Raw genomic sequence first — 26,534 nt, forward strand, 5'->3', positions numbered from 1 at the left:
GGTAGATTTTTATTTTGAAAAATTGGTAATTTATTGGTTTATTCCACTGCGTTTCCATTGTTTGACACCGTTTTGTCAAAACAATATAACAGCCGACAATAATGAAAAGCATCAGAGTATTTCATTATGAAACTTTATGATGAATAAAGGTTTTATCTGTACTTTTTCTCGTTGTTCCAAGGCATCAACACGAAAATGACACGAAATAACATCAATAAAATTGATTAATGAAAATAAGGATTTTTTACGGTATGTAAAATCTCGAAAAAGTTTTTTTTGTTAAAAAAATGCTTTTTTTTGCAAACCGAATGCGCAAAAGGAGCGGTTTTGAGAAAGGCGTCCGGGAGGCCGAGGTGGGTGCGGAATTGTAGAGCGAGAAGCGGCATGGTTAAAGAACAAAAAATCCCGCATAACAAGGCGCTATGCGGGATGAGTGGAAGTGAGTGGACGCTTACAGACTCAGCGTTACTTGCCGATGCAGAAGCTGGAGAATATGCGGCCCAATAAGTCGTCGGAGGTGAATTCTCCCGTGATTTCGCTGAGCGCCTGCTGCGATAGCCGCAGTTCTTCCGCCAGCAGCTCGCCCGCGTAAGCGCTCACCAACTGGTCGCGTCCTTGTTCCAGATGTTCGGCCGCGCGTTCCAGCGCCTGCAGATGACGGCGACGGGCCAGAAAGCCGCTTTCGGTATTGCTGGTAAAGCCCATGCTCTCTTTCAGATGGTTGCGCAGCAGATCTACGCCTTCCCCGGTACGCGCCGAAAGTCTGATGAGCGAGTGGGTGCTCACATCTTCGATACCTAGCGTTTCTCCGGTGATATCCGCTTTGTTGCGCACCACGGTGATCGGCAACGTCTTCGGCAGACGCGCCATAAACTCTGGCCAGAGGGCAGCAGGTTCGCTGGCATCGGTGGTGGTGCCATCGACCATAAACAGCACCCGATCGGCCTGCTCGATTTCCAACCAGGCGCGTTCGATGCCGATACGCTCCACCTCGTCGTTGGCATCGCGCAGACCGGCGGTATCGATGATATGCAACGGCATGCCGTCGATATGAATGTGTTCACGCAGCACGTCGCGCGTGGTGCCTGCGATATCGGTCACGATAGCCGCTTCCCGGCCTGCCAGCGCATTCAACAGGCTGGACTTACCGGCGTTGGGACGGCCGGCGATGACCACTTTCATGCCCTCGCGCAGCAGGCTCCCCTGTCGCGCTTCGGCCCGCACGCCATTCAAATCGGCGATCACCGCGTTCAGCTGAGCCTCAATTTTGCCGTCAGAAAGGAAATCAATTTCTTCATCCGGGAAATCAATCGCCGCTTCAACATAGATACGAAGGTGCGTCAACGCTTCAACTAACTGATGAATGCGACTGGAGAAAACGCCTTGCAGGGAGTTCACGGCGGAGCGCGCGGCCTGTTCGGAGCTGGCGTCGATCAAGTCGGCGATGGCTTCGGCCTGCGCTAAATCCAGCTTATCGTTCAGGAAGGCGCGCTCGGAGAACTCGCCAGGACGGGCAATGCGTACGCCCGGCAGCGTCAGGATGCGCTTCAGCAACAGGTCCAGAATCACCGGGCCGCCATGCCCCTGTAATTCCAGCACGTCTTCGCCGGTGAAGGAGTTGGGATTGGGAAACCATAGCGCAATGCCTTGATCGAGCACGCTGCCGTCGGCATCCCTAAAAGGCAGGTAGTCTGCATAGCGCGGACGCGGCAGCTTTCCCAATACGGCTTGCGCGACGGCCGACGCGGCGGAACCGGAAATACGCAGGATACCTACGCCGCCGCGTCCCGGCGGCGTGGCTTGGGCGACGATGGTGTCGGTATGGCTCATGGTCATCTCTCTCGATTACATAAAAAATAAGGCGGTCAGTGACCGCCTTACGTTAGAAATGAGGTTGGCTATCAGCCAGCGTTATTTCTTCTCACGGCTGTGTAAGCCACGCTTCTCCAGCCCGCGGTAGATCAGCTGTTGCTGAGCGATGGTCACCAGGTTGCTGACGATATAGTACAGCACCAGACCTGACGGGAACCACAGGAAGAACACGGTGAAGATGACCGGCATGTAGGTCATGATCTTCTGCTGCATCGGGTCAGTGACCGTCGTCGGCGACATCTTCTGGATGAAGAACATGGTCAGACCCATCAGGATCGGCAGTACGTAGTAGGGGTCCTGAGCAGACAGGTCATGAATCCACAAAGCGAACGGCGCATGACGCAGTTCTACCGAGCCCATCAGCATGTAGTACAACGCCAGGAAGATCGGCATCTGAATCAGCAGCGGGAAGCAGCCGCCCAGCGGGTTAACCTTCTCAGCCTTGTACAGCGCCATCATTTCCTGACTCATGCGCTGTTTGTCATCACCGATGCGTTCACGCATCGCCTGCAGTTTCGGCTGCAGCATGCGCATTTTGGCCATCGAGGTGTACTGCGCTTTGGTCAGCGGGTACATGATGCCACGCACGATAAAGGTGATGGCGATAATGGAGAAGCCCCAGTTACCGATGAAGCCGTGCAGGAATTTCAGCAGTTTGAACAACGGCTGAGAGATAAACCACAGCCAGCCGTAGTCAACGGTCAGGTCCAGGTGAGGAGCGACGGCAGCCATTTTGTCCTGAATTTCCGGTCCGACCCACAGCGTAGCCTGCAGCTGTTGCTGGCTGCCTGGCTGAACGACAACCGGCGCGGCTTTAAAGCCGATGGCCGCCTGACCGTTGCCCAGATTGGCGCTGTAGAACGTGTTGTTGCTGTTGGCCTGCGGTACCCACGCGGTGGCGAAATACTGCTGCAGCATGGCGACCCAGCCGCCCTGCGTCGCAATGTTCAGCGGCTCTTTCATATCGCTGAAGCTGTATTTTTTGTATTTCTCGTCGCTGGAAGAGAACGCAGCGCCGCGATAAGTGTGGAGCGCAAAGTTGCTGCTTCCGGTATCGCGGTGTGAAGGCAGGTCGATGGACTGTTTCAACTGGCCGAACAGCGACAGCTCCAGCGGTTGAGCGCTGGCGTTGTTGACGCCGTATTCAACGCCCAGCGCATAGTCGCTGCGCTTAAGCACGAATGTCTTGGTGAAAGTCGCACCGTTGGCGTCGGTATAGGTCAGCGGGATGCGGAGTTCACTCTGACCGTCGGTCAGTTCGAAGTGTTCTTGCGTGGCTTGATACAGAGGACGCGCACCGTTCGCCGGGTTGTCCGGACCATTTTTCCCGGTCAGACCGCTCTGCGCCTGATAGACGAAGGCCGGCGTCGTTTCCAGCAGCAGGAAAGGCTCGGTGGAGCCCAGCGTTGCCGGGTAAGACAGCAGGTTGGCCTGCTCGATGTCGCCGCCGCGAGTGTTAATCGTCAGGGACAGTACGTCGGTCTTCACCGTAATCAGTTTACCCTGACCACTGGCGGGGACGCCCTGGTTGGCGGCATCGCCGACTGCATTGTTCGTAGACTGTTGCGTGGTCTGTGTTGTGGCTGGCGGATTTTTGTCCGTTTCCCAGGCCTGCCAGATCATGAACGTTACGAATAGCAGAGCGATGAGAAGAAGATTGCGTTGCGAATCCATCGTTAATGTTCTCTGTTATTGTCGGTTTTTGGCGGTACGGGGTCATCACCACCAGGGTTCAAAGGGTGGCATTTTAATACGCGTTTCAGCGCCAACCAACAGCCTTTTATCATGCCGAATCTGCGTATTGCCTCAATGCCATATTGGGAACACGTCGGGTGGAAACGACAGTGGGGTCCCAGCAGTGGACTGATAAAGCGCTGATATCCGCGTATCAACCCGATCAGCAGGCGGGAGCCAATCGACAGTGTCGACGCCATAATTTTTCCAACGCTTCCGTCAGCGCACGGTTATCCAGATCGGCCACGCCTTTTTTCGCGATGATGATAAAGTCCATGGCAGGCAACTGGTGCTGATGCAGGCGGAAACTTTCGCGCGTCAGACGTTTGATGCGGTTGCGTTCATGAGCCCGTTTAACATGCTTTTTGGCGACGGTAAGACCGATGCGGGGATGCCCCAGCGTATTCAGGCGGCCGAGAATGGTGATTTGCGGCGTGCCAGCCCGTTGAGGTTGCTGGAAGACGAAAGAGAAATGGCTGGGAGTTAACAAACGTAACTCCCTGGGAAAAGCGAGCTTAACCACTCGTTGGGTTAGCTTTTATTACTTAGAAACGGACAGACGAGCACGGCCTTTCGCACGACGGCGGGCCAGAACCTGACGACCATTTTTGGTGGCCATACGAGCACGGAAACCGTGGCTACGGTTACGCTTCAGTACGGACGGTTGGAAAGTGCGTTTCATGGCGGTTTCTACCTAACTTGATTAAAACTTCATAGTTAACGCGTTTGGCTACTCGGCGTGAAGAAAATGACCGACGCCTCAATCGCATATACATATATATAAAATGAGGCGGGATTGTAATAATTGTACAGTCCCGAGTCAATTAACATCCGCGTTTCACCCACCCGGTGTTTCCCGCTTGAGAAACACATCTGCCTAACCCAGCACAGCGTGCAGGCGCCACGCGCAGGGCGGGAATTATACGTACTCCATACTAAAGCGCAAGGATCGAGCCCAGATCCTGGTAAGAAGATCATGATCTCCCTCACCGCCAATGGCGAAAATTCCGTCTATCCTTATAGACGCCTTGGGGCAGCCCGCCGGGTGTGGGTAACCTCAATCATGACCTCCGTTCCTCTGCGTCCGGGCCGGTAGGGGAATAAGAATAGCCTGTGGATAAAAAGGATCAAAACTGTGCAGAAGGGGAAGATCTCTGTTGGCGTTTAGGTTATGATCCGCCGTCCCGCTAGCGATCCTCCGTCGGGATCGTCACGGTAAGCCGCATCAATGCGCGGCGCACGCTGGCTCTTCTGATCCGGAGAGCGGGTGCCAAAAATCATGAGTTACATAACTAACGATTCTGTTTCTTTTCTTTGTTTTATCTTGTTCGAGTGGAGTCCGCCGTGTCACTTTCGCTTTGGCAGCAGTGTCTTGCCCGTTTGCAGGATGAATTACCTGCCACAGAATTCAGTATGTGGATACGCCCATTGCAGGCGGAACTGAGTGACAACACTCTGGCGCTTTATGCCCCTAATCGCTTTGTATTGGATTGGGTGCGTGACAAATACCTTAATAATATCAATGGACTACTGAATGATTTCTGTGGTCTGGATGCCCCGCTGCTGCGGTTCGAAGTGGGCAGCAAACCGGCGATGGCGACAGTCACTCCGGCGGGCAACGCTGCTGCTACCGTGATCCCCGCGGCTGCGCCGCAGGCTCGTCCGGTCTCTTCTCCGGTTCGTCCGAGCTGGGATGCGCCGTCTCTGCATGCCGAGCACACCTATCGGTCCAACGTGAATCCAAAACATACTTTCGATAATTTCGTCGAAGGTAAATCCAACCAGCTGGCGCGCGCTGCTGCACGACAAGTGGCGGATAATCCGGGGGGGGCCTACAACCCGTTGTTTCTGTATGGCGGCACCGGTCTGGGTAAAACGCACTTATTACATGCGGTGGGAAACGGCATTATGGCCCGCAAGGCCAATGCCAAAGTGGTGTACATGCACTCGGAGCGTTTCGTGCAGGACATGGTGAAAGCCCTGCAAAACAACGCGATAGAAGAGTTCAAACGGTACTACCGCTCCGTCGATGCGCTGCTGATCGATGATATTCAGTTTTTTGCCAACAAAGAGCGTTCTCAGGAAGAGTTTTTCCATACGTTCAACGCGTTGCTGGAAGGCAATCAGCAGATCATTTTAACCTCAGACCGCTATCCAAAAGAGATCAACGGCGTGGAAGATCGCCTGAAGTCCCGCTTTGGCTGGGGGCTGACGGTTGCAATCGAACCGCCTGAGCTGGAAACCCGCGTGGCGATTCTGATGAAAAAGGCGGACGAGAACGATATCCGCCTGCCTGGAGAAGTGGCCTTCTTTATTGCCAAGCGCCTGCGTTCCAACGTGCGTGAGCTGGAAGGGGCGCTGAACCGCGTCATTGCCAACGCCAACTTTACCGGACGCTCCATCACCATTGATTTTGTGCGTGAAGCGCTGCGCGACCTGCTGGCGTTGCAGGAAAAGCTGGTCACCATCGACAACATTCAGAAGACCGTAGCGGAATATTATAAAATCAAAGTCGCCGATCTGTTGTCCAAACGTCGTTCGCGGTCGGTGGCTCGCCCACGTCAGATGGCGATGGCGCTGGCGAAAGAATTGACGAATCACAGCCTGCCGGAAATCGGTGATGCTTTTGGCGGTCGAGACCACACCACCGTGCTGCACGCCTGTCGCAAGATTGAGCAGCTGCGCGAGGAAAGTCACGACATTAAAGAAGATTTTTCCAATTTAATCAGAACATTATCTTCCTAATATCATGAAATTTATTATTGAACGCGAGCATCTGTTAAAACCCCTACAGCAGGTTAGCAGTCCCTTAGGAGGCCGGCCGACGTTGCCGATCCTGGGGAATCTGTTATTGCAGGTCAGTGAAGGTCGGCTGTCGCTGACGGGCACCGATCTGGAAATGGAAATGGTGGCGCACGTGGCGCTGACTCAGCCCCACGAAGCGGGCGCGACCACGGTGCCTGCGCGCAAGCTGTTCGACATCTGTCGCGGTTTGCCGGACGGCGCGGAAATCACCATCATGCTGGACGGCGACCGCATGCTGGTGCGCTCAGGGCGCAGCCGCTTTTCGCTGTCTACGCTGCCAGCGGAAGATTTCCCCAATCTGGATGACTGGCAGAGCGAGGTGGAGTTTGCTCTGCCGCAGGCTACATTGAAGCGCCTGATCGAGGCGACCCAGTTCTCCATGGCGCACCAGGACGTACGCTATTACCTCAACGGCATGCTGTTCGAGACCGAAGGGGAAGAGCTGCGCACCGTATCGACCGACGGCCACCGTCTGGCGGTCTGTTCGATGCCAGTCGGTCAGCAACTGCCGTCCCATTCGGTGATCGTCCCGCGTAAAGGCGTGATGGAGCTGGTGAGGTTGCTGGACGGCGGCGATACGCCGCTGCAGCTGCAGATCGGCAGCAACAACATTCGCGCGCACGTCGGTGATTTCATCTTTACATCTAAGCTGGTTGACGGCCGTTTTCCTGATTATCGACGCGTACTGCCGAAAAATCCCGACAAAACGCTCGAAGCCAGCTGCGATCTGCTCAAACAGGCATTCTCCCGCGCGGCAATCCTCTCCAACGAGAAGTTTCGCGGCGTTCGGCTATATCTGAACAAAGATCAGCTGAAAATTACCGCGAACAACCCGGAACAGGAAGAAGCTGAAGAGATTCTGGACGTCGAATACGGCGGTACGGAAATGGAGATTGGCTTCAACGTCAGCTACGTACTGGATGTGCTGAACGCACTGAAATGTGAAGACGTGCGTATGCTGCTGACCGACTCCGTTTCCAGCGTACAGATTGAAGATAGCGCCAGCCCGGCCGCAGCGTATGTCGTCATGCCGATGCGTTTGTAGTTGCGCGACAGGTGGGAAAACGGCCTGGCGCCGTTTTTAGATATGCCAGCATGTTGGGCGTCCATGGTTTGCGAAACGCAAACGGAGGTGTCCGGCATCCGGCTGAAAGGCAGCGACGTTGAATGGTTGTAAAATGGCACTGACCCGTCTTCTCATCCGCGATTTTCGCAATATTGAATCTGCCGATCTGGCGTTGATCCCCGGTTTCAATTTTCTGGTCGGCGCCAACGGCAGCGGCAAAACCAGCGTGCTCGAAGCGATCTATACGCTGGGCCACGGCCGCGCGTTCCGCAGCATTCAGGCGGGGCGAGTGATTCGTCACGAACAGCCTGAATTTGTGCTGCACGGCAGAATTGATGGCCGTGAGCGGGAACGCTCCGTCGGACTGAGCAAGAACCGTCAGGGCGATAGCAAGGTTCGTATCGATGGCAGCGATGGCCATCGCGTCGCTGAACTGGCGCAACTGTTGCCCATTCAGCTGATTACCCCGGAAGGATTTACCCTTCTCAACGGCGGCCCGAAGTTTCGTCGGGCCTTTCTAGACTGGGGCTGCTTTCATCACGAGCCCGGTTTTTTCCACGCCTGGAACAATCTGAAACGTCTGTTGCGTCAGCGCAATGCAGCGCTGCGCCAAACCAGTCACTATGGGCAGATGCGGGCGTGGGATCAGGAATTAGTACCGCTGGCGGAGCAGATAAGCCAATGGCGAGCGGCCTACAGCGCCGCCATTGTGGACGATATCGGAGCCACCTGCGGCCAGTTTTTACCGGAGTTTTCCCTGAGCTTTTCCTTCCAGCGAGGCTGGGATCGGGAGAGCGATTACGCAGAGCTGCTGGAGCGCCATTTCGAGCGTGACCGAATGCTCGGCTATACCGCCTTAGGCCCGCACAAGGCGGATTTCCGCATTCGTGCCGGCGGCGTCGCGGTAGAGGATATGTTGTCGCGCGGTCAGTTGAAGCTGTTGATGTGCGCTCTACGATTGGCGCAGGGTGAGTTTCTCACCCGCAACAGCGGACTCAAGTGCGTCTACCTCATCGACGACTTCGCCTCGGAGCTGGACAGCGCCCGACGACGCCTGTTGGCGGAACGCCTGAAGGCCACGCAGGCACAGGTCTTCGTCAGCGCGATCAGCGCTGAACAGATAGGCGATATGGTCGGCGAAAATGGCAAGATGTTCAGCGTAGAACAGGGTAAAATAACCGTTCAATCACAGGACTAAAATGAGCGAGAAACGTTGATGTCGAATTCTTATGACTCCTCAAGTATCAAGGTATTAAAAGGGCTGGATGCAGTTCGTAAGCGCCCGGGTATGTATATCGGCGATACGGATGACGGAACCGGTCTGCATCATATGGTATTCGAGGTGGTGGACAACGCTATCGACGAAGCGCTCGCTGGCTACTGTAAAGACATTATCGTCACCATCCATAGCGACAACTCCGTGTCGGTTCAGGATGATGGCCGTGGGATCCCAACCGGTCTTCACGAAGAAGAAGGCGTATCAGCCGCGGAAGTCATCATGACGGTGCTGCATGCCGGCGGTAAATTTGATGATAACTCCTACAAAGTCTCCGGCGGTTTGCATGGCGTCGGGGTTTCCGTGGTCAACGCCCTGTCGGAAAAACTGGAGCTGACCATTCGCCGCGAAGGCAAAATTCACAAACAGACTTACAACCACGGTGTGCCGTTTGCGCCGCTGAACGTGGTGGGTGAAGCTGAACAGACCGGGACCACGGTCCGTTTCTGGCCGAGCACCGAAACCTTCACCAACGTACTGGAATTCGAATACGACATTCTGGCCAAGCGTCTGCGCGAGCTGTCGTTCCTTAACTCCGGCGTTTCCATCCGTTTGCGTGACGAGCGTGAAAAAGATAAGTCCGACCACTTCCATTACGATGGCGGCATCAAAGCGTTTGTCGATTACCTGAACCGCAATAAAACGCCGATCCACCCGAATGTGTTCTATTTCTCCACGGTGAAAGACGATATCGGGGTGGAAGTTGCGCTGCAGTGGAACGACGGTTTCCAGGAAAACATTTATTGCTTCACCAACAACATTCCGCAGCGTGATGGCGGTACGCATCTGGCTGGCTTCCGCGCCGCCATGACCCGTACGCTGAACACCTACATGGACAAAGAAGGCTACAGCAAAAAAGCCAAAATCAGCGCGACCGGCGATGACGCCCGTGAAGGCCTGATTGCTGTGGTATCGGTGAAAGTGCCTGATCCGAAGTTCTCTTCTCAGACCAAAGACAAGTTGGTGTCGTCTGAAGTGAAGACGGCCGTTGAGTCGCTTATGAACGAAAAACTGGTGGATTATCTGATGGAGAATCCGTCAGACGCCAAAATCGTGGTCGGCAAAATCATCGACGCCGCGCGGGCGCGCGAGGCCGCTCGTCGCGCCCGCGATATGACGCGACGCAAGGGCGCGCTCGACCTGGCCGGTCTGCCGGGCAAGCTGGCGGATTGTCAGGAACGCGATCCGGCGCTGTCCGAACTGTACCTGGTGGAAGGGGACTCCGCGGGCGGCTCTGCGAAGCAGGGGCGTAACCGCAGGAACCAGGCGATTCTCCCGCTGAAGGGTAAAATCCTGAACGTGGAGAAGGCGCGTTTCGACAAAATGCTGTCGTCACAGGAAGTCGCCACGCTGATTACGGCGTTGGGTTGCGGCATCGGCCGTGATGAATACAACCCGGACAAGCTGCGTTACCACAGCATCATCATCATGACCGATGCCGACGTCGATGGTTCGCACATCCGTACGCTGCTGTTGACCTTCTTCTATCGTCAGATGCCGGAAATCATCGAACGCGGGCATGTCTACATCGCTCAGCCGCCGCTGTATAAGGTGAAGAAAGGGAAGCAGGAGCAGTACATCAAGGATGACGAAGCGATGGATCAGTATCAGATCGCGTTGGCATTGGATGGCGCGACTCTGCATACCAACGCTCATGCGCCGGCCATGGCGGGCGAGCCGCTGGAACGATTGGTCGCCGAGCATTACGCCGTGCAGAAAATGATTGGTCGTATGGAGCGTCGCTACCCGCGCCCGCTGCTGAACGCGCTGATTTACCAGCCGTCCCTGACCGAAGCGACGCTATGCGATCGCGAGCAGGTACAGCGCTGGATGGAAACGCTGGTGACACTGCTGACCGAGCAGGAAAAACACGGCAGCACTTACAGCTTTGTGATCCACGATACCGAAGAAGGCCGCCACGAGCCGCGTCTGCGTGTGCGCACCCACGGTGTCGATACCGACTACCCACTGGATACCACGTTTGTGACGGGTAACGAATACCGCAAAATTAATCAGCTGGGCGAAAAGCTGCGCGGTCTGATTGAGGAAGACGCCTTTGTTGAACGCGGTGAGCGCAAGTTGCCTATCGTCAGCTTCGAGCAGGCGCTGGAGTGGCTGGTAAAAGAGTCACGTCGTGGTCTGGCGGTTCAGCGTTATAAAGGTCTGGGCGAGATGAACCCGGAACAGCTGTGGGAAACGACGATGGATCCGGAAGGTCGTCGCATGTTGCGCGTTACCGTGAAGGATGCGATTACGGCTGACGAGTTGTTTACCACGCTGATGGGTGATGCCGTTGAACCCCGTCGCGCCTTTATCGAAGAAAACGCCCTCAAGGCGGCAAACATCGATATCTGATAGCGCTCAGAGGCCATCAATCGATAAACGAAAAAAGCTTCGCCTTGTGCGAAGCTTTTTTATTGGCCTGCTCAACCTCTATGATGTGCCTTTCAAAAATAGCCTTTCGCCGGAAAGAGGGCGATTGGCCTGATCTCGCGGTGATCCGCAACACCCCTTCACTATTTCATGACGTCTCTTGCAACCCTCGCCGATCGGCAGAAGAAGATTCATTCCTCGTTCGTTCCGACAGAGGGGGGCAGCGCTGGCAGGAAGGACTTAATCAACGAAATGATGATAAAAAATTAGGAAACCAATGGAAACGCGATTGCAGTATTTGTGATCGCTCAGCCACCCGGCAGATCCTGAGGATCGCGGCATCCCGCTAACGCGATGCGAAAATGGCGTTATTCGAGGCTGTTATGCGCGGTTTATGGATATTAGCTACGGAGTTTTTTATTGGAATACAAAAAGTATGGCAAAGGGAGAGGGTTATTTCACGTGCTCGCACAAGAAGCATATAGCGGTTTTTTGTTTTATCACTTTCCACTCTTCTAAATTAGGGAATAACAAAAGCATAATTCCACGAATTACGGGCCATGAAATTAGCATTTAATACACGTGTGATACTCTTTTGGAGAAAATAATATCACAAGGACGTTATTGAACATGCTCATCAAAAAATCGGCAGGTCTCATACTGTCGTGCGCCATACTGTTATTTCCCCTTTCCGGTTGGTCTGCGGACACGTTCAAACATCCCGGTATGCTTAGTACCAGCGACGATCTCGCCAGAATAACGGCGCAGGTGAATCAGCAGTCTGAGCCGTGGTTCAAGGGATTCCAACAGCTGAAACTTTCTCTTGGCTGGCAGCCTCGCGCCGTCGACATTGTGTATCGGGGACGAAATAGCGAGCACAGCGAAAATTATCCGCAGCTATACAGAGACATAGCCATCGCCTACTCCCATGCGCTGTATTGGAAGGCCACAGGTAATGAAGCTTACGCCCAAAGCGCCGTCGCCATTCTGAACGCCTGGGGCGGCACGCTGAAAGAGATCCGAGGCTCCACCGATGCCGCGCTCGCGGCGGGAATTTATGGCTACGAACTGGCGAATACCGCAGAAATAATGCGGGACTATCCGGGATGGAGCGCGAGCGATTTCGACACCTTCAAAAAGATGATGGAAACGGTCTTTCTCCCTATTAATCTGGATTTCATCGCGCGTCATAACAATACGAAAATCGACCACTATTGGGCTAACTGGGATTTAGCACAGTTAAGTTCGATTATGGCTATCGGTATTTTATTAGATAGAAAAGACCTCTACGACCGAGCCGTCGACTATTACAAAAACGGCGAGGGAAATGGCGCGATTGGCAAACTGGTTTGGAAACTGTATCCCGAACAGGGCATGGGGCAAATACAGGAAAGCGGCAGGGATCAGGCACACTCATTATTAGATATCGCGCTGGCGGGCGCGATATGCCAAATGGCCTGGAATCAGGGCGATGATTTGTTTGGTTATGACGATAACCGGCTGATGAAAGGGGCGGAATATGTCGCGGCCTATAATCTCGGCAAATCGGTTCCCTACACGACCTACACCAATAGCGATGTAACCCAAACGCAAATTTCTGAGAGCGCAAGAGGCGAAGTCAGAGCGGTTTGGGCACTGATCTATAACCATTACGTCGTGCTGAAGGGCCTCAACAGCCCCAATATTACCGAAATAGCGACCAAGATTCGGCCTGAAGGCGGCCCCTGGTCCTATGGCGCATATCCGGGAGGCTTTGACCAGCTGGGCTACGGCACGCTGCTGTTTACGCTGGGAGAAGAGTAACGGCTTACCCGTCGTCACATTCGTCAGGGTGCGATAACTGCGCCCTGGCGAACGAGAAAATCGTGACGGCGTTATTTATGGAAACCAATAGGAAACTGTCAGGCTAGCGGTAGATAGAAGTCGAAGCGATGGCTCTTTGTTTCCAGCATGGACTGCGCGGGAACGCCCGCGAGCGGCGGCGCATAGTCCGGTCGTTTGACCACCACGCGCTTCTTCGCCAGCGAGCGTGCCGGGGCCAGCAGCGCGTCGGCATCCTCGTCGGCGCCGACCAGCGTCTGGAATACCCGCATCTCCTTTTTCACCAGCGCGCTTTTCTGCCGGTGAGGAAACATCGGATCGAGATAGACAACGTCGGGCGGCGGCTCGATGTCTTTCAGCTCTTCGGCGCTGGAAGCATGTAATAGCGTCAGACGCTCGCGCAACCAGCCGCCGATCTCCGCATCCTGATAACCTCGCTGCAGACCATCGTCCAATAGCGCCGCGACGACCGGGTGCCGCTCCACCATACGAACCCGACAGCCGAGCGACGCCAGCACGAAAGCGTCGCGCCCCAGCCCCGCGGTGGCGTCCACGACATCGGGCAGATAGCCTTTCTTGATGCCGACGGCGCGGGCCACCGCTTCGCCGCGCCCGCCGCCAAAGCGGCGTCGGTGCGCCAGCGTGCCGCCGACGAAATCCACGCAGATAGCGCCCAGTTTCGGCTCGTCCTGCTTGCGCAGCTCGAGCCGCTCGGGCGTTAAGACCAGCGCGAAGGGCTGGTCGTCATCTTCTGTCAGTCCCCAGCGCGCGGCCAGAGCGTCGAGGGCGCCTTTATCGGCGCCCTCTTCGGTCATCAGGCCGATCTTCATCCCTTGATGCCGTAATGTTTCAGCATGGCGTCCAGTTTCGGTTCACGGCCGCGGAAGCGTTTGAACAGCTCCATCGGCTCTTCGGAACCGCCGCGAGACAGGATGTTGTCGAGGAACGATTGGCCGGTGGTGCGGTTGAAAATCCCTTCCTCTTCAAAGCGAGAGAAGGCGTCAGCCGCCAACACGTCGGCCCACAGGTAGCTGTAGTAGCCCGCAGCATAGCCGCCCGCGAAGATGTGGCTGAAGGCGTGCGGGAAGCGGTTCCAGCTCGGGCTGGGCATAACGGCGACCTGGGCCTTGACGTCGGCCAGCGTCGGCAGAATCTGCGCGCCTTTCGCCGGGTCAAATTCGGTATGCAGGCGGAAGTCGAACAGGCCGAACTCCAGCTGACGCAGAATGAACAGTGCCGCCTGGTAGTTCTTGGCCGCCAGCATTTTATCGAGCATTTCTTTCGGCAGCGGCTCGCCCGTTTCGTAGTGGCCGGAGATAAACGCCAGCGCGTCCGGCTCCCAACACCAGTTTTCCATAAACTGACTCGGCAGCTCGACGGCATCCCACGGCACCCCGCTGATGCCGGTGACGCCCGCGGCTTCAACCAGCGTCAGCATGTGGTGCAGGCCATGACCGAATTCGTGGAACAGCGTTGTCACTTCATCATGCGTAAACAGCGCCGGTTTGCCGTTGACCGGACGGTTGAAGTTACAGGTCAGGTAGGCGACCGGTTTCTGCAGCTCGCCGTTGGCGAGGCGCATACGGCCGACGCAGTCGTTCATCCAGGCGCCGCCGCGTTTGTTTTCGCGCGCGTACAGATCGAGGTAGAAGCTGCCGCGCAGTTCGCCGCTTTCATCGAACAGATCGAAGAAACGCACTTCCGGATGCCAGACATCGACGTCTTTGCGCTCTTTCGCCGTGATGCCGTAGATGCGGTTAACGACTTCAAACAGGCCGTTCAGCACGCGTTCTTCCGGGAAATACGGGCGCAGCTGCTCGTCGCTGATGGCGTAGAGATGCTGTTTCTGCTGTTCGCTGTAGTAGCTGACATCCCATGGATTCAGCTCATCCACGCCGTAATGCTGTTTGGCGAAGGCGCGCAGTTCAGCCAGTTCCTGCTCGGCCTGCGGACGTGCGCGTTTCGCCAGATCGGTCAGGAAGTCCAGCACCTGCTGCGGGTTTTCCGCCATTTTCGTGACCAGAGATTTATCGGCATAGCTTGAATAGCCGAGCAGCTGCGCCTGCTCATGGCGCAGCGCCATTTTCTCGGCCATCACTTCGGTGTTGTCCCACTGACCTGCGTTCGGCCCCTGATCGGAGGCGCGGGTGGCGTATGCGCGATACATCTCTTCGCGCAGCGCGGCGTTGGAGCAGTAGGTCATGACCGGCAGGTAGCTCGGCATGTCGAGCGTCAGCAGCCAGCCGTCTTGTTCTTTGGCTTCGGCCTGCGCCTTGGCGGCCGCCAGCGCGCTTTCCGGCAGACCGGCCAGGTCATTGACGTCGGTGATCAGCTTGGACCAGCCCATCGTGGCGTCCAACACGTTGTTGCTAAAGATTGAGCTCAGTTCGGAAAGCCGCGCGGAGATTTCACCGTAACGTTTCTGCTTCTCGGCGGGCAGGGCGATACCGGACAGTTCGAAGCCGATCAACGCATTTTCCACGGCTTTTTTCTGTGCGGTGTTCAATGACGCGAAATGTTCGCCGTCGCGCAGGTTGCGGTGAGCGCGATACAGGCCGGCATGCTGTCCCACCCAGGTGCCGTACTCGGACAGCAGCGGCAGGCACTGCTCGTAGGCGCCGCGCAGTTCGGGGCTGTTCTGTACCGCATTCAGATGGCCGATAGGGGAGAAGATACGTTCCAGCCGATCGTCGCTTTCCGCCAGCGGCTGACAAAGATTTTCCCAGGTGAACGGACCTGGCTGCGCCACGACGTGCTCCACCGTTTTACGACAGTCGTCCAGCGCGCTTTGGATCGCGGGAACAATATCGTCGGTTTTGATCTGGGAAAACGGGGGCAGGGTAAATGAGGTAAGTAATGGATTTGTCATGGCACGGTCCTGAATAGTAATGATGATCGATCCCTTGTCCCGGAGGCCGACAAGGCTGACATAACTTGCAGATTACTGTCTAAGATGGGGGCTCAGGCCATGAAAATCAATGTTTGGGTCAGAATGGCGTAGTACCCGCACATGGCGTAAGGAAACGGTGGGGAAGATTCGTGCAGAATGGTCAAAGGTCGGTCGGCGAGGGCGCTGACAACCGCCGGAAGCGCTCAAAACTGGCGCCCGTGCCAGCCTGCTGAATATCGCGTTTTTTGCTCAATGATATAACGAAAAGAGAGGGAAATGTAGCGTCAGGTCGCGCCTTTGATGAGTCGGGCTTTCCTGTTTATCAAGTTGATTTTTATGTCTAATTTTATTCTTCCCTGTTGCAAATCGGGTTTATCTGCCACGCTTGATGGAAGGCGCTGCCCATTTTTACCGGTTCCGGGTCCGCCTCGCGTGCCGTGCCGAAACCGGCCTGACGCGCGGAGCGGAACGCGATGAGTCAGGTCTACCGAGATCCCGTGCTCAACGCGATATCGCCGTCCTTATAGGCCGTCATGTCAGTGAGACAGAGTGAGAACCATAATGAATAATCCCATCGATTTTTCCGGTCAGACGCAGCCGGAATACGCGGACGTCAACGACACCTTTTATCCGACATTCCATCTGGCGCCACCGGCGGGCTGGATGAACGATCCCAACGGGCTGATCTACCATCAGGGGCGTTACCATGCGTTCTACCAGCATTACCCTTATGAGCCTAAATGGGGACCGATGCACTGGGGACACGCCACCAGCGAGGACATGATCCGCTGGGAGCACCAACCCGTCGCGCTATTTCCCGGCAGTGAGAACGAGCCGGACCGCGACGGCTGCTTTTCCGGCTGCGCGGTAGATGACGACGGTGTCCTGAGCCTGATTTATACCGGCCATGTCGTCTTGCCTTCCTCGCCCGAAGAGGGCGAGAAATTACGGCAGGTGCAGTGCCTTGCCACCAGCCACGATGGCCTGCATTTCGAAAAGCAGGGCGCTATCCTCCTGCCGCCTCCCGGCATCATGCATTTTCGCGATCCCAAAGTGTGGCGCGAGGACGGCGTCTGGTGGATGGTGGTGGGCGCCCGTAATGAACGAGATCAGGGACAGGTACTGCTCTATCGCGGCGAGAGCCTGCGGGAGTGGACGCTCGACCGCGTGCTGGCGGAGAGCGATGGCGAGCTGGGTTACATGTGGGAGTGTCCGGATTTCTTTCCGCTGGGGGATGAGTGGCTGCTGATGTTCTCGCCGCAGGGCGTATCGGCAAACGGCTATCTCTACCGCAATTTATTCCAGAGCGGTTATCTGCGCGGGCACTGGCGGCCGGGGGCCGACTTCGAGATCACGCAGCCGTTCGCAGAGGCGGATCTCGGTCACGACTTCTATGCGCCGCAGTCGTTCCTGGCAGCGGATGGTCGTCGAATTGTTCTGGGATGGATGGATATGTGGGAGTCGCCGATGCCTTCGCAGCAGGATCATTGGGCGGGCTGCATGACGCTGCCCCGCGAGCTGAGCCTTGAGGATGGGCAGTTGCGGGTGCGGCCGGTGCGGGAAGTCGAGTCGCTGCGGCGCGACGGGCAGGTGATCGCACCGCATTGGCTCGACTCGCAGTCGCAGTCGCTGGCGGAACATGGCGATGCGCGGGAGCTGGCGTTGCGCTGGGATCTGAGCGACTGCACCGCCGAACGTTTCGGTCTGACGCTCGGAGACGGTCTGCGCCTGTTTGCCGACACGCAGTCCGGGCGTCTGGTGCTGGAGCGCAATTACCCTGAGTACGGCCTGAGCGGCTATCGCAGCGCGCCATTAACGGCACATTCAGTGCTATCGCTGCGGATTTTCATCGATCGCTCCTCGATAGAAGTCTTTGTCGGAGAGGGGGAAAGCTGCCTGAGTTCGCGCATCTACCCGCAGGCGGGCCGGCGGGCGCTGAGATTGTTCGCCGATCATGGCCGGGCGCATCTCATTGGGGGAGACTGCTGGTCTCTGCTCATGGCCTAGCAGCATAAAGGCAAGACGGCATCAGGACAGGGCTGCGGCGCGTTCTCCGTCTGGCAAGGGAACCTGTTTTCAGGTTCCCGGCGGGTTTTCTGTGCCTAAGATCTCAACCAATGACCAGAAGAGGGCCAATCTGTTTTATACTCCCCCGCTGCACCCCGATGTTTTTGCCGCCCTGCGGCGAGGGTGGGGTAAAAGACGGCGCGTCTGCCTCACTCACGACTTAATCACTGGATAATCATTACCCATGCTCAGCTACCGCCACAGTTTTCATGCCGGCAACCACGCCGACGTGCTCAAGCATACCGTTCAAAGCCTGATCCTCAGCGCTCTGGCGGAGAAAGACAAACCCTTCTTGTACCTCGATACGCACGCCGGGGCGGGTCGCTATAAACTGCAAAGCGAACACGCCGAGCGCACTGCCGAATATCAGGCGGGGATTGCCCGCATCTGGCAGCGGGACGACGTGCCTGCTGAGTTGGATGCCTACATGCAGGTGGTGCGTAACTACAATCCGCAGGGACAACTGCGTTACTACCCAGGCTCTCCGCTGATTGCCCGCCATCTGATGCGCGATCACGACCGCCTGAGTCTGAGCGAACTGCACCCGAGCGACTATCCGCTGCTGCGTCAGGAGTTCCAGCGTGATAATCGCGCCCGCGTGGTGCGTGAAGACGGCTACCAGCAGTTGAAAGCCCAGTTGCCGCCGCCGTCTCGCCGCGGACTGGTACTGGTCGATCCGCCCTACGAAATGAAGAGCGATTATCAGGCGGTGGTGAAGGGGATTCACGAAGGTTACCGCCGCTTCGCGACCGGCGTTTATGCGTTGTGGTATCCGGTCGTATTGCGTCAGCAGATTAAACGGCTGCTGAAAGATCTGGAAGCGACCGGCATCCGCCGGATCCTGCAAATCGAGCTGGCCGTGCTGCCGGACAGCGATCGCCACGGCATGACCGCCTCAGGCATGATTGTCATTAACCCGCCGTGGAAGCTGGAATCCCAGATGAAAAGCGTGCTGCCGTGGCTGCATCAGGTGCTGGTGCCCGAAGGGACCGGACATACCCGCGTTGAGTGGGTCGTGCCGGAGTAAATGCGGCAGCGCCCATGCCCTGCGGCGCAGGGCATGGGGAATGCGCTATACCCGGAACGTCGCCAGATCGGTGGCCATGTCTGTGGCTGGGAAAATCGCCCGGCACTCCGCCAGCAGCCGTTCGCTGTCTTCCTGACCGTATCGTGCGCTGATATGAGTGATAATCAAACGTCCTGCCCCCACTTCCCGAGCTAACGTCGCCGCCTGTTCCGTCGTGGAATGACCGCGCTCGCTGGCGCGATCGGCCATACTGGCCTCCACCGTCGCTTCGTGCACCATTACATCTACCCCGGCGGCCAGTAAGCGTCCTGCCTCCGATGGGCGGGTATCGCCGAATATCGCGAGCGAACGGCCCGGCGTGGACGGCCCGAGGTAATCGGCGCCGTTTAAGGTACGTCCATCCTCCAGCGTGACGGACTCGCCGCGCTTCAGTTGCTGAAACCATGAACCGGGGCGAATGCCCTCTTGCTTCAGCCGCTCCACATTCAATGCGCCAGGTTTAGGCCGCTCTTCGATGCGATACCCGACGCAGGTCAGCGTGTGCGACATCGGATAGGCCGTCACCACGCGATGCTCGTCTTCACAGACCGGTCCGGAGGTGACCTCGATGACGTCCATGGGATAGGTGAGATAAGAGCCGCTTAGGCTCAGCGCATTGTCGATAAACGTTTTCAGGCCGGCGGGGCCGTAGAGCGTCAGCGGCGCCTGACACCCGGCCATGGAGCGGGAGCACAGCAGACCCGGCAGGCCAAACAGGTGGTCGCCATGCAGATGTGTGATGAAAATTTTCTCGATCTTGCTAGCGCTTAAACGCGTATGCAGTATCTGATGCTGCGTGCCTTCACCGCAGTCGAACAGCCAAAAGGCAGGGCGCGAACCTTGCAGATCCAACGCCAGGCTAGCCACATTGCGGGCTTTCGTTGGGATGCCCGCGCTGGTGCCTAAAAAAATCAGTTCCATGGTGAAACGCTCCGGTCAATTAACGGTGTTTGACGTCATCCCAGCATAAAGCGAACCGCGCCAGATATTTGCGCAGCCGGTCGGCGTCATTCGGTTGTTTTTTCTGCTGGCGCGAGACGGCGAAGAGCTGGCGGCCCGCTTCCGACAAGCTGCTGGCCTGACGGCAAACGTTCAGCACGCTTTCCAACTGGAGGCGGTCAAACAGATCGCAGTCGCCGACGCTCTCCGGCAACGGCGCGCGCTCGGCGTCGCTGGGCGCCCACTGCCGCTCGAGACGCGAGATTTCTTCGTCGACCAAGGCGGGGGTGATGCGGCCATTATCCGCCAATGTCGCCATTCTAACGACGCTGGCGCTCAATTCTCTGAAATTCCCGCGCCACGGAGCGCGCGGCGAGCAGGCGAACCCTAGAAACTGCTGGCGCGCTTCGCGGTCAAAACGGACTTGCAACAGCTGCGTCTCTGCAAAGCGCTCTAGTTCAAAGTCGATATTGGGCTCGATATCTTCACGTCGCTCCGCCAATCCGGGGAGGGGGAAAGTCCACATATTGATGCGGGCATAGAGGTCGTCACGGAAATGGCCTGCGGCGACCCAGCGCGGCATGTCGCGATGCGTACCGGCGATCAGTTGAAAATCGCTGCTGACTTCCTTATCCGAACCGAAGGGGAAAAAGGTTTTCTCTTCAACCGCTTTCAACAGCATCGCCTGTTCGTCCAACCCCAGCTCGCCAATTTCATCCAGAAACAGGATGCCGCCGTCCGCTTCCCTCAGCAGTCCGGTTCTCGCCTGCTGCGCGCCGGTAAACGCGCCCCGAGCGTGTCCGAACAACGTCGACATCGCATTATCTCCTCGCAGCGTCGCGCAGTTGACGGCGACAAAGCGCCCTGAAATCTGATGACGCGCGGCTTTTAATTCGAAGATCCGCCGGGCCAGAAAAGATTTTCCCGCGCCGGTCGGACCGGTGAGCAACAACGGCGCGGAAGAACGCAGCGCAACACGCTCGATTTGGTCGATCAAGGCATTGTATGCCGCGTTGCGCGTCGCAATACCCGCTTTCAAAAACGAGGCCGATTCCTGCTGCTCCCGTTGAAAACGGCTCGTCAGCGTCGCATAACGGCTGAGATCCAAATCGATTATTGAATAAACGCCAGCAGGAGAAGGAGGGCCTTCACGGCGGGAAGTCGGACTGGTTTGCAACAGGCTGGCAGGCAGGTAGCGCGCCTCCGTCAGCAGAAACCAACAGATCTGCGCGACGTGGGTGCCGGTGGTGATATGGACCAGATACTCTTCGTGCTCCGTGTCGAACGAATAGCGGGCGGCGAAGTCGAGATACGCGGTATAGACCTCCTCAAAATCCCAGGCATCCCGCAAATCGACGGCATGCAGACGCACTTCCGTGCGGGGCGACAGCGTGGTGATGTCCGCCTGAACCTGTTCCGCCAGACCGATATTGCGCGACTGGTACAGTAACTCCAGCCGGTCCACCGGCATGTCCGGTTGTTGGCATAGCGCGACGGTCGGCCGCCATTTATTCCAGCGGTTGGCCCGTTTGCCGCGCTTATCGAGGACGCTGCCCAGCGTGCCGATCACCACTCTGCGTTTCATGTTTATCCTTATTTATAAATCCTTATCCTTAAGAATAATTTATTCGTGCATGTTCGAATAGTGCAAGGTAAGCCGATAAAAATAAAAGTCAGTTTTATCAGTAAGTTGAATTTTTATTTGGTGCGGAGCTTCCTGTTGGCACGCCTTTGGCAATACCTCAGTCGTCGACAGGTTGATTTCGCAGTGGTTTAGCGCCACGCCGGCATTCAAGGAGCGGTTTCACGCCGCTTTCCGCGGATGTTCCGTCAGCCCTATCAGACTTGATAAAAGGTTAACTCGGGTTCGACTCCCGAATATCGCACCTCGATATTGATAATGAAAAAAATAACCCTCCCGCCACCGGGACGTTGACGGTGGCCTCACGGGAGACCGACCGACGCGCCGGGCGGCAGGCAGAAAGCTGATGCGTTCCTTCAGGAACCCGTGAGCGTTCCCCCTGCGGCTTCGCCCCGACGTCCGTCTTCACATGTGCCGGAGGGATCATAAGGAGAAACAGAGTCATGTTTAAGACCATCACAATTCGTAAAGGTCAGTTGGGTTTGGTGAGCCAGGACGGCGATTACCTGCGGGTGTTGGAAGCGGGCCGACACCGCATTCCCTGTTGGTTTAATCGGCAAAAGATCGACGTAGTTTCTTTGGATGGGACTGAAGTGTTGGCGCCTTTGGACGACTATCTGCGCCAGTACCATCCGGAGTGGGTAAAACAGTTTTGTTTGGATGTGGTGCTGCCGGAAGAGGCGATTGGGCTTCGCTACGACCATGATGTGTTGCAGGAAATCCTGCCGCCCGCCACGCGCCGACTTTACTGGCGTAAAGACGAGCATCAGCGTGTCGAACAGGTGAAAACCGACGACATCCGGGTGCCGGACGCGCTGGTGTCTGCTCTCTTGCAGCCGACGCTGCGTCAGCGACACGTCATCGGCCATGCCGGCGTCTTGCTGGCGCAGGTTCCGGCCTGGCATCTCGGCCTCCTGAAGGTGGATGGCGCGGCGCAGGAGCTGTTGCCGCCGGGCGTCAGCGGGTACTGGCGTTTTAATCACAGCGTAGAGGTGGAGCTGGTAAACACGCGCCAGCAGGCATTGGAAGTGAGCGGGCAGGAAATTTTGACGCGCGACAAGGTCAATCTTCGGCTGAATCTGGTGGCGAACTGGCGCTACAGCGACGTTTTGACGGCATTCGGCCAGTTAACGAAACCGGTGGATTCGCTGTACCGCGAGCTTCAGTTCGCGTTACGTGAAGCGGTGGGAACCCGCACGCTGGATGAACTGTTGGAAAACAAGCACACCATCGATGATCGGGTCAACGCGCAGGTCTGTGAAAAAATGGCCGGTTATGGCATTGACGTCGTTTCTCTGGGGGTGAAAGACATTGTGTTGCCGGGCGATATGAAAACCATCCTGTCTCAGGTGGTCGAAGCGGAAAAGGCGGCGCAGGCCAACGTGATACGACGCCGGGAAGAGACGTCGGCGACGCGTTCCCTGTTGAATACCGCCAAAGTGATGGAGAACAACCCGGTCGCCCTGCGCCTGAAAGAGTTGGAAACGCTGGAGCGCGTAGCAGAGCGCATCGATAAGATTTCCGTGTTTGGCGGATTGGACCAGGTGTTGAACGGGTTGGTGAACTTGAAAGTCGCATAGCGCGCGGCGACGTTTCAAAAAAGGAGGAGAGGGATATGACATTGGCATCTCAGGGCGTTAGCGAAAAAATGAAACATCAGATCAACGCGGCGCTGGACGAAGTGGAAGGGGAGTTCGATGTCCGCATCCTGTATGCCTGCGAGTCCGGTAGCCGCGGCTGGGGATTCGCCTCGCCAGACAGTGATTATGATGTCCGATTTATCTACGTTCATCCGCCGGAGTGGTATCTGCGGGTTGAACCGCAGCGTGATGTCATCGAACGTCCGCTGACGGCGGAGTTGGACGTGTGCGGTTGGGAACTGCGAAAGGCGTTAGCGCTATTGAACCGGGGCAATCCCACGATGATCGAATGGCTGGATTCGCCGGTGGCCTATCGGCAGGACGACATGGCGACAGACCGGCTGCGGCAGTTGATCCCCGACTGCTTTTCCGCGCTCAAGGCGAGTCATCATTATCTCTCCATCGCGCGTAAAAATTTCCGGACCTATTTGCTGGGTGAGCGTGTGCGGCTGAAAAAGTATTTTTACGTCCTTCGCTCGCTGCTCGCAGTGCAGTGGATTGCCGAGGGGAAGGGGGCGCCGCCCATGCAGTTCGAGGTGTTACTGAACGCGATGGTAACGGATCCTGCGTTGCTGGAGGAGGTTCGCGCGTTGTTGAAACTGAAATGCAGCGCGGTGGAAACGGATACGGTAGAGCGGCAACCGCATATCCACGCGTTTATCGTACGATCGCTGGAAACCGTGACGGTGACCTCGCAACCGGCGAAGGACAAACGCATCAATGCCGCGTTGGATCGGCTGTTTTATGAGGGCATCTAACGTTGCGCGAGGCCCCGTAAGGCGGCCTCGCCTATTGCACTGATTTCAAAAATCCTCCCAAGGCGCTTCGCGTTTCTGACTACAATCACGCTGCGATCTTTGCCGGAATAAGATCTCTGGCGTTACACTCTATATAACTTTTTATTCACACAACCTGGATCTCCCAATGACTAAACATTATGACTATCTCGCCATTGGCGGCGGCAGCGGCGGCATTGCCTCCATTAACCGTGCGGCCATGTACGGCAAGAAATGCGCGTTGATTGAAGCCAAATATCTGGGCGGGACCTGTGTGAACGTGGGCTGCGTACCGAAAAAGGTGATGTGGCATGCGGCGCAGATCGCCGAGGCTATCCACAACTACGGTCCCGACTATGGTTTTGACGTCACGGTCAACGGCTTCAATTGGGACACGCTGGTGAAAAACCGCAGTGCCTACATCGATCGTATCCATCACTCCTATGACAACGTGTTGGGTAAGAACCAGGTTGAGGTGATCCGCGGTTTCGCCCGGTTCGTGGACGCCCACACGGTGGAAGTGAACGGCGAGAAAATCACCGCCGACCACATTCTGATCGCCACCGGCGGTCGTCCCACGCTGCCGGATGTGCCCGGTGCGGAATACGGCATCAACTCCGACGGGTTCTTTGAGCTGGAGGCGCTGCCGAAGCGCGTCGCCGTGGTTGGCGCAGGCTACATCGCCGTGGAAATCGCCGGCGTGCTGAACGCGCTGGGGGCGGAAACCCACCTGTTTGTCCGTAAACATGCGCCGCTGCGCCAGTTCGACCCGCTGATTGTGGATACGCTGGTGGAAGTGATGAAGGCGGAAGGACCGTCGCTGCACACCGAGTCCACGCCTAAAGCGGTGGTGAAAAACGGCGACGGCAGCCTGACGCTGCAATTGGAAGACGGCAAAACGCAGACGGTAGATTGCCTGATTTGGGCGATTGGCCGTCAACCCGCCACCGATAACCTCAACCTTGAGGCGGCGGGCGTCGCGCTGGACGATCGCGGTTATGTGAAGGTTGATAAATTCCAGAACACTAACGTTCCCGGCGTCTACGCCGTGGGCGACAACACGGGCGCGGTCGAGCTAACGCCGGTGGCGGTCGCGGCAGGACGTCGTCTGTCGGAGCGCCTGTTCAACAACAAGCCGAACGAGCACTTGGACTACAGCAATATTCCTACCGTGGTGTTCAGCCATCCCCCTATTGGCACCGTGGGGATGACCGAGCCGCAGGCGTGCGAGAAGTACGGCGACGAGCAGGTCAAAGTCTACCAATCCTCCTTTACCGCGATGTATACCGCCGTCACGCAGCACCGTCAGCCGTGCCGCATGAAATTGGTGTGCGCCGGCCCGGAAGAAAAAGTGGTGGGTGTTCACGGCATCGGCTTTGGCGTAGATGAAATGCTGCAGGGCTTCGCCGTTGCAGTGAAAATGGGCGCCACCAAGCAGGACTTCGACAACACCGTCGCCATCCACCCGACCGGGGCGGAAGAGTTCGTCACCATGCGCTAACAAAACGCCGCGAGTCAGGCGCTGACGACGTGTTCGTCATCACGAGAGCCGGGCATTCAGCGCCCGGCTTTTTGCCACCAAGACAGTGCGAAAATGTCGTTCTCGCCGCGTTGTGCAATGCTTCATCCCGTTTGGGGGTTTCATGTCCGTGGGGAGCGACGCTTTTGTCGAACGCGTGAGTCATTATCATGTCATCACGATCAGGGAGACCGAGACCTCATGCCCACCCTTTTTCTTTTCTACGTTGGCGGCAGCGCGCCAGGCGCCAACATCGAATTACACGACGTCCAGTTTGCCGCGGTCGACGAGCCGGAAGACGCTTTCCCTCTCCTCAAGACCGCCTGGTTCGGCGACAAGAAACAGATCCACGTCGATAGCTACACGCCGATTCAGTGGGCTGACGGCTATGACATCACGCTGAGCGAGACGCCTTCGGCATCGACTCAGCGGCTGTGGTTCATCAATATGGGCGGCTACCTGCCGGGCGAGCCCGCGGAATTGCACCAGTTCGGCTTGTTTGTCGCCCCGACGGCGGATGAGGCGAAGAAACAGGCCAAAAAAGTTCTGTTGCATGACACGTTCAAACAGCACAAAGATGACCTGCGGGATGTCGATGATTGCCTGCTGCTGCACCAGCTGAACGGGTGGCACATCCATCTCACGCCCAATACACACGGCGCCCCTGCCGCGCCCCTTTGGCAGGGATATCTGCCGATTTAATACCTGATGCTGGCGCAGGTTAGATGGACGGCTATTTCTGCTGAGGGTTTGCACATCAGATTGCAATGTGACCCTTAAGGTGGGGCAAAGTTAATAGAGTGTGATGCGTTTAAAAAAGGCATGATAATTCAGTGCTTTTCAACGCAATCCGCTGTTGATCTCTGTGGCAGAGCAGAGCAGGGCAAATGCATGGCGATGATGCGTATTGTGTCTTCGCGGGTAGGGAGCGACGCGGACTAAAACTGTCCACGCCGCGTACGGCATGCTTAGTGGAACAGTGAAACCAGGTTGCCAAGAAGAATCCCCACGATACCGAAGTCAGCGTCGCCGAAGGTGGTGGCCGCCA

General features: G+C 56.7%; 20 protein-coding genes. 11 read left to right on the top strand and 9 right to left on the bottom strand.

Annotated elements, in window-relative coordinates; genetic code table 11:
• Positions 1 to 465: 465 nt before the first annotated feature.
• The 5 genes from mnmE to rpmH form a co-directional block, all read right to left on the bottom strand.
• Entirely contained in the window at positions 466 to 1,830 is a 1,365-nt protein-coding gene (mnmE, locus tag AU511_RS04945) for a tRNA uridine-5-carboxymethylaminomethyl(34) synthesis GTPase MnmE (protein WP_094099978.1), read from the bottom strand.
• An 81-nt stretch (positions 1,831 to 1,911) separates the two neighbouring features.
• Positions 1,912 to 3,546 carry a membrane protein insertase YidC gene (gene yidC / locus AU511_RS04950; protein WP_094099979.1) on the bottom strand — a complete coding sequence of 545 codons (1,635 nt, stop codon included), beginning with the start codon at positions 3,544 to 3,546 and terminating at the stop codon, positions 1,912 to 1,914.
• Between the two features lie 2 nt (positions 3,547 to 3,548).
• Positions 3,549 to 3,806: a membrane protein insertion efficiency factor YidD gene (gene yidD / locus AU511_RS04955; RefSeq protein WP_094099980.1), complete on the bottom strand. Its 258-nt coding sequence runs from the start codon at positions 3,804 to 3,806 to the stop codon at positions 3,549 to 3,551.
• Positions 3,770 to 4,129: a ribonuclease P protein component gene (gene rnpA / locus AU511_RS04960; RefSeq protein WP_071999804.1), complete on the bottom strand. Its 360-nt coding sequence runs from the start codon at positions 4,127 to 4,129 to the stop codon at positions 3,770 to 3,772. The genes yidD and rnpA overlap by 37 nt, the downstream gene beginning before the upstream one ends.
• A gap of 18 nt (positions 4,130 to 4,147) precedes the next feature.
• On the bottom strand, positions 4,148 to 4,288 hold the full coding sequence (gene rpmH, locus AU511_RS04965) for a 50S ribosomal protein L34 (RefSeq protein WP_015842368.1): 141 nt from the start codon (positions 4,286 to 4,288) through the stop codon (positions 4,148 to 4,150).
• Between the two features lie 662 nt (positions 4,289 to 4,950).
• Between rpmH and dnaA the strand changes: the two genes are divergently transcribed.
• From dnaA to AU511_RS04990, 5 genes are all read left to right on the top strand, one after another.
• Positions 4,951 to 6,351 (top strand): chromosomal replication initiator protein DnaA, encoded by a 1,401-nt coding sequence (gene dnaA, locus AU511_RS04970; RefSeq protein WP_100059640.1) that lies wholly within the window; start codon positions 4,951 to 4,953, stop codon positions 6,349 to 6,351.
• A 4-nt stretch (positions 6,352 to 6,355) separates the two neighbouring features.
• Positions 6,356 to 7,456: a DNA polymerase III subunit beta gene (dnaN, locus tag AU511_RS04975; RefSeq protein ID WP_094099981.1), complete on the top strand. Its 1,101-nt coding sequence runs from the start codon at positions 6,356 to 6,358 to the stop codon at positions 7,454 to 7,456.
• A gap of 133 nt (positions 7,457 to 7,589) precedes the next feature.
• A complete protein-coding gene (recF, locus tag AU511_RS04980; RefSeq protein WP_094099982.1) occupies positions 7,590 to 8,675 on the top strand; it encodes a DNA replication/repair protein RecF in 1,086 nt (361 codons plus the stop codon).
• 18 nt (positions 8,676 to 8,693) lie between these two features.
• Entirely contained in the window at positions 8,694 to 11,108 is a 2,415-nt protein-coding gene (gene gyrB, locus AU511_RS04985) for a DNA topoisomerase (ATP-hydrolyzing) subunit B (protein WP_094099983.1), read from the top strand.
• Between the two features lie 648 nt (positions 11,109 to 11,756).
• Positions 11,757 to 12,929 (top strand): alginate lyase family protein, encoded by a 1,173-nt coding sequence (locus AU511_RS04990; protein WP_094108966.1) that lies wholly within the window; start codon positions 11,757 to 11,759, stop codon positions 12,927 to 12,929.
• Between the two features lie 98 nt (positions 12,930 to 13,027).
• Here the strand turns inward: AU511_RS04990 and rsmJ are convergent, their stop codons facing one another.
• Together rsmJ and prlC are read right to left on the bottom strand one after the other, a co-directional pair.
• A complete protein-coding gene (gene rsmJ, locus AU511_RS04995) occupies positions 13,028 to 13,777 on the bottom strand; it encodes a 16S rRNA (guanine(1516)-N(2))-methyltransferase RsmJ (RefSeq protein WP_094108967.1) in 750 nt (249 codons plus the stop codon).
• Positions 13,774 to 15,816: an oligopeptidase A gene (gene prlC / locus AU511_RS05000; RefSeq protein WP_094108968.1), complete on the bottom strand. Its 2,043-nt coding sequence runs from the start codon at positions 15,814 to 15,816 to the stop codon at positions 13,774 to 13,776. Before prlC ends, rsmJ begins: the two co-directional genes overlap by 4 nt.
• Before the next feature lie 582 nt (positions 15,817 to 16,398).
• On the opposite strand from prlC, the gene AU511_RS05005 reads away from it, so the two are divergent.
• A complete protein-coding gene (locus tag AU511_RS05005; RefSeq protein ID WP_094108969.1) occupies positions 16,399 to 17,844 on the top strand; it encodes a glycoside hydrolase family 32 protein in 1,446 nt (481 codons plus the stop codon).
• A 244-nt stretch (positions 17,845 to 18,088) separates the two neighbouring features.
• Positions 18,089 to 18,931 carry a 23S rRNA (adenine(2030)-N(6))-methyltransferase RlmJ gene (locus tag AU511_RS05010; RefSeq protein WP_094108970.1) on the top strand — a complete coding sequence of 281 codons (843 nt, stop codon included), beginning with the start codon at positions 18,089 to 18,091 and terminating at the stop codon, positions 18,929 to 18,931.
• Positions 18,932 to 18,976: 45 nt separating this feature from the next.
• On the opposite strand, the gene rnz is transcribed toward AU511_RS05010, so the two are convergent.
• Together rnz and rtcR are read right to left on the bottom strand one after the other, a co-directional pair.
• Positions 18,977 to 19,891, bottom strand: coding sequence for a ribonuclease Z (gene rnz / locus AU511_RS05015; protein ID WP_094099989.1), 915 nt, complete (start codon positions 19,889 to 19,891; stop codon positions 18,977 to 18,979).
• Positions 19,892 to 19,910: 19 nt separating this feature from the next.
• A complete protein-coding gene (gene rtcR, locus AU511_RS05020; protein ID WP_094108971.1) occupies positions 19,911 to 21,494 on the bottom strand; it encodes an RNA repair transcriptional activator RtcR in 1,584 nt (527 codons plus the stop codon).
• Positions 21,495 to 21,994: 500 nt separating this feature from the next.
• Here rtcR and AU511_RS05025 point away from each other — a divergent pair, with 500 nt between their 5' ends.
• The 4 genes from AU511_RS05025 (at position 21,995) to AU511_RS05040 (ending at position 26,188) form a co-directional block, all read left to right on the top strand.
• Positions 21,995 to 23,131, top strand: coding sequence for a slipin family protein (locus AU511_RS05025; RefSeq protein WP_094108972.1), 1,137 nt, complete (start codon positions 21,995 to 21,997; stop codon positions 23,129 to 23,131).
• 41 nt (positions 23,132 to 23,172) lie between these two features.
• Positions 23,173 to 23,949, top strand: a complete 777-nt coding sequence (locus AU511_RS05030) for a nucleotidyltransferase domain-containing protein (RefSeq protein ID WP_420843437.1) — start codon at positions 23,173 to 23,175, stop codon at positions 23,947 to 23,949.
• Positions 23,950 to 24,115: 166 nt separating this feature from the next.
• On the top strand, positions 24,116 to 25,468 hold the full coding sequence (gene gorA, locus AU511_RS05035) for a glutathione-disulfide reductase (protein WP_094108973.1): 1,353 nt from the start codon (positions 24,116 to 24,118) through the stop codon (positions 25,466 to 25,468).
• 219 nt (positions 25,469 to 25,687) lie between these two features.
• Entirely contained in the window at positions 25,688 to 26,188 is a 501-nt protein-coding gene (locus AU511_RS05040; protein ID WP_094108974.1) for a DUF1543 domain-containing protein, read from the top strand.
• Positions 26,189 to 26,534 lie beyond the last annotated feature (346 nt).

The organism is Lonsdalea iberica, from assembly GCF_002111585.1.
Lineage (GTDB): Bacteria > Pseudomonadota > Gammaproteobacteria > Enterobacterales > Enterobacteriaceae > Lonsdalea > Lonsdalea iberica.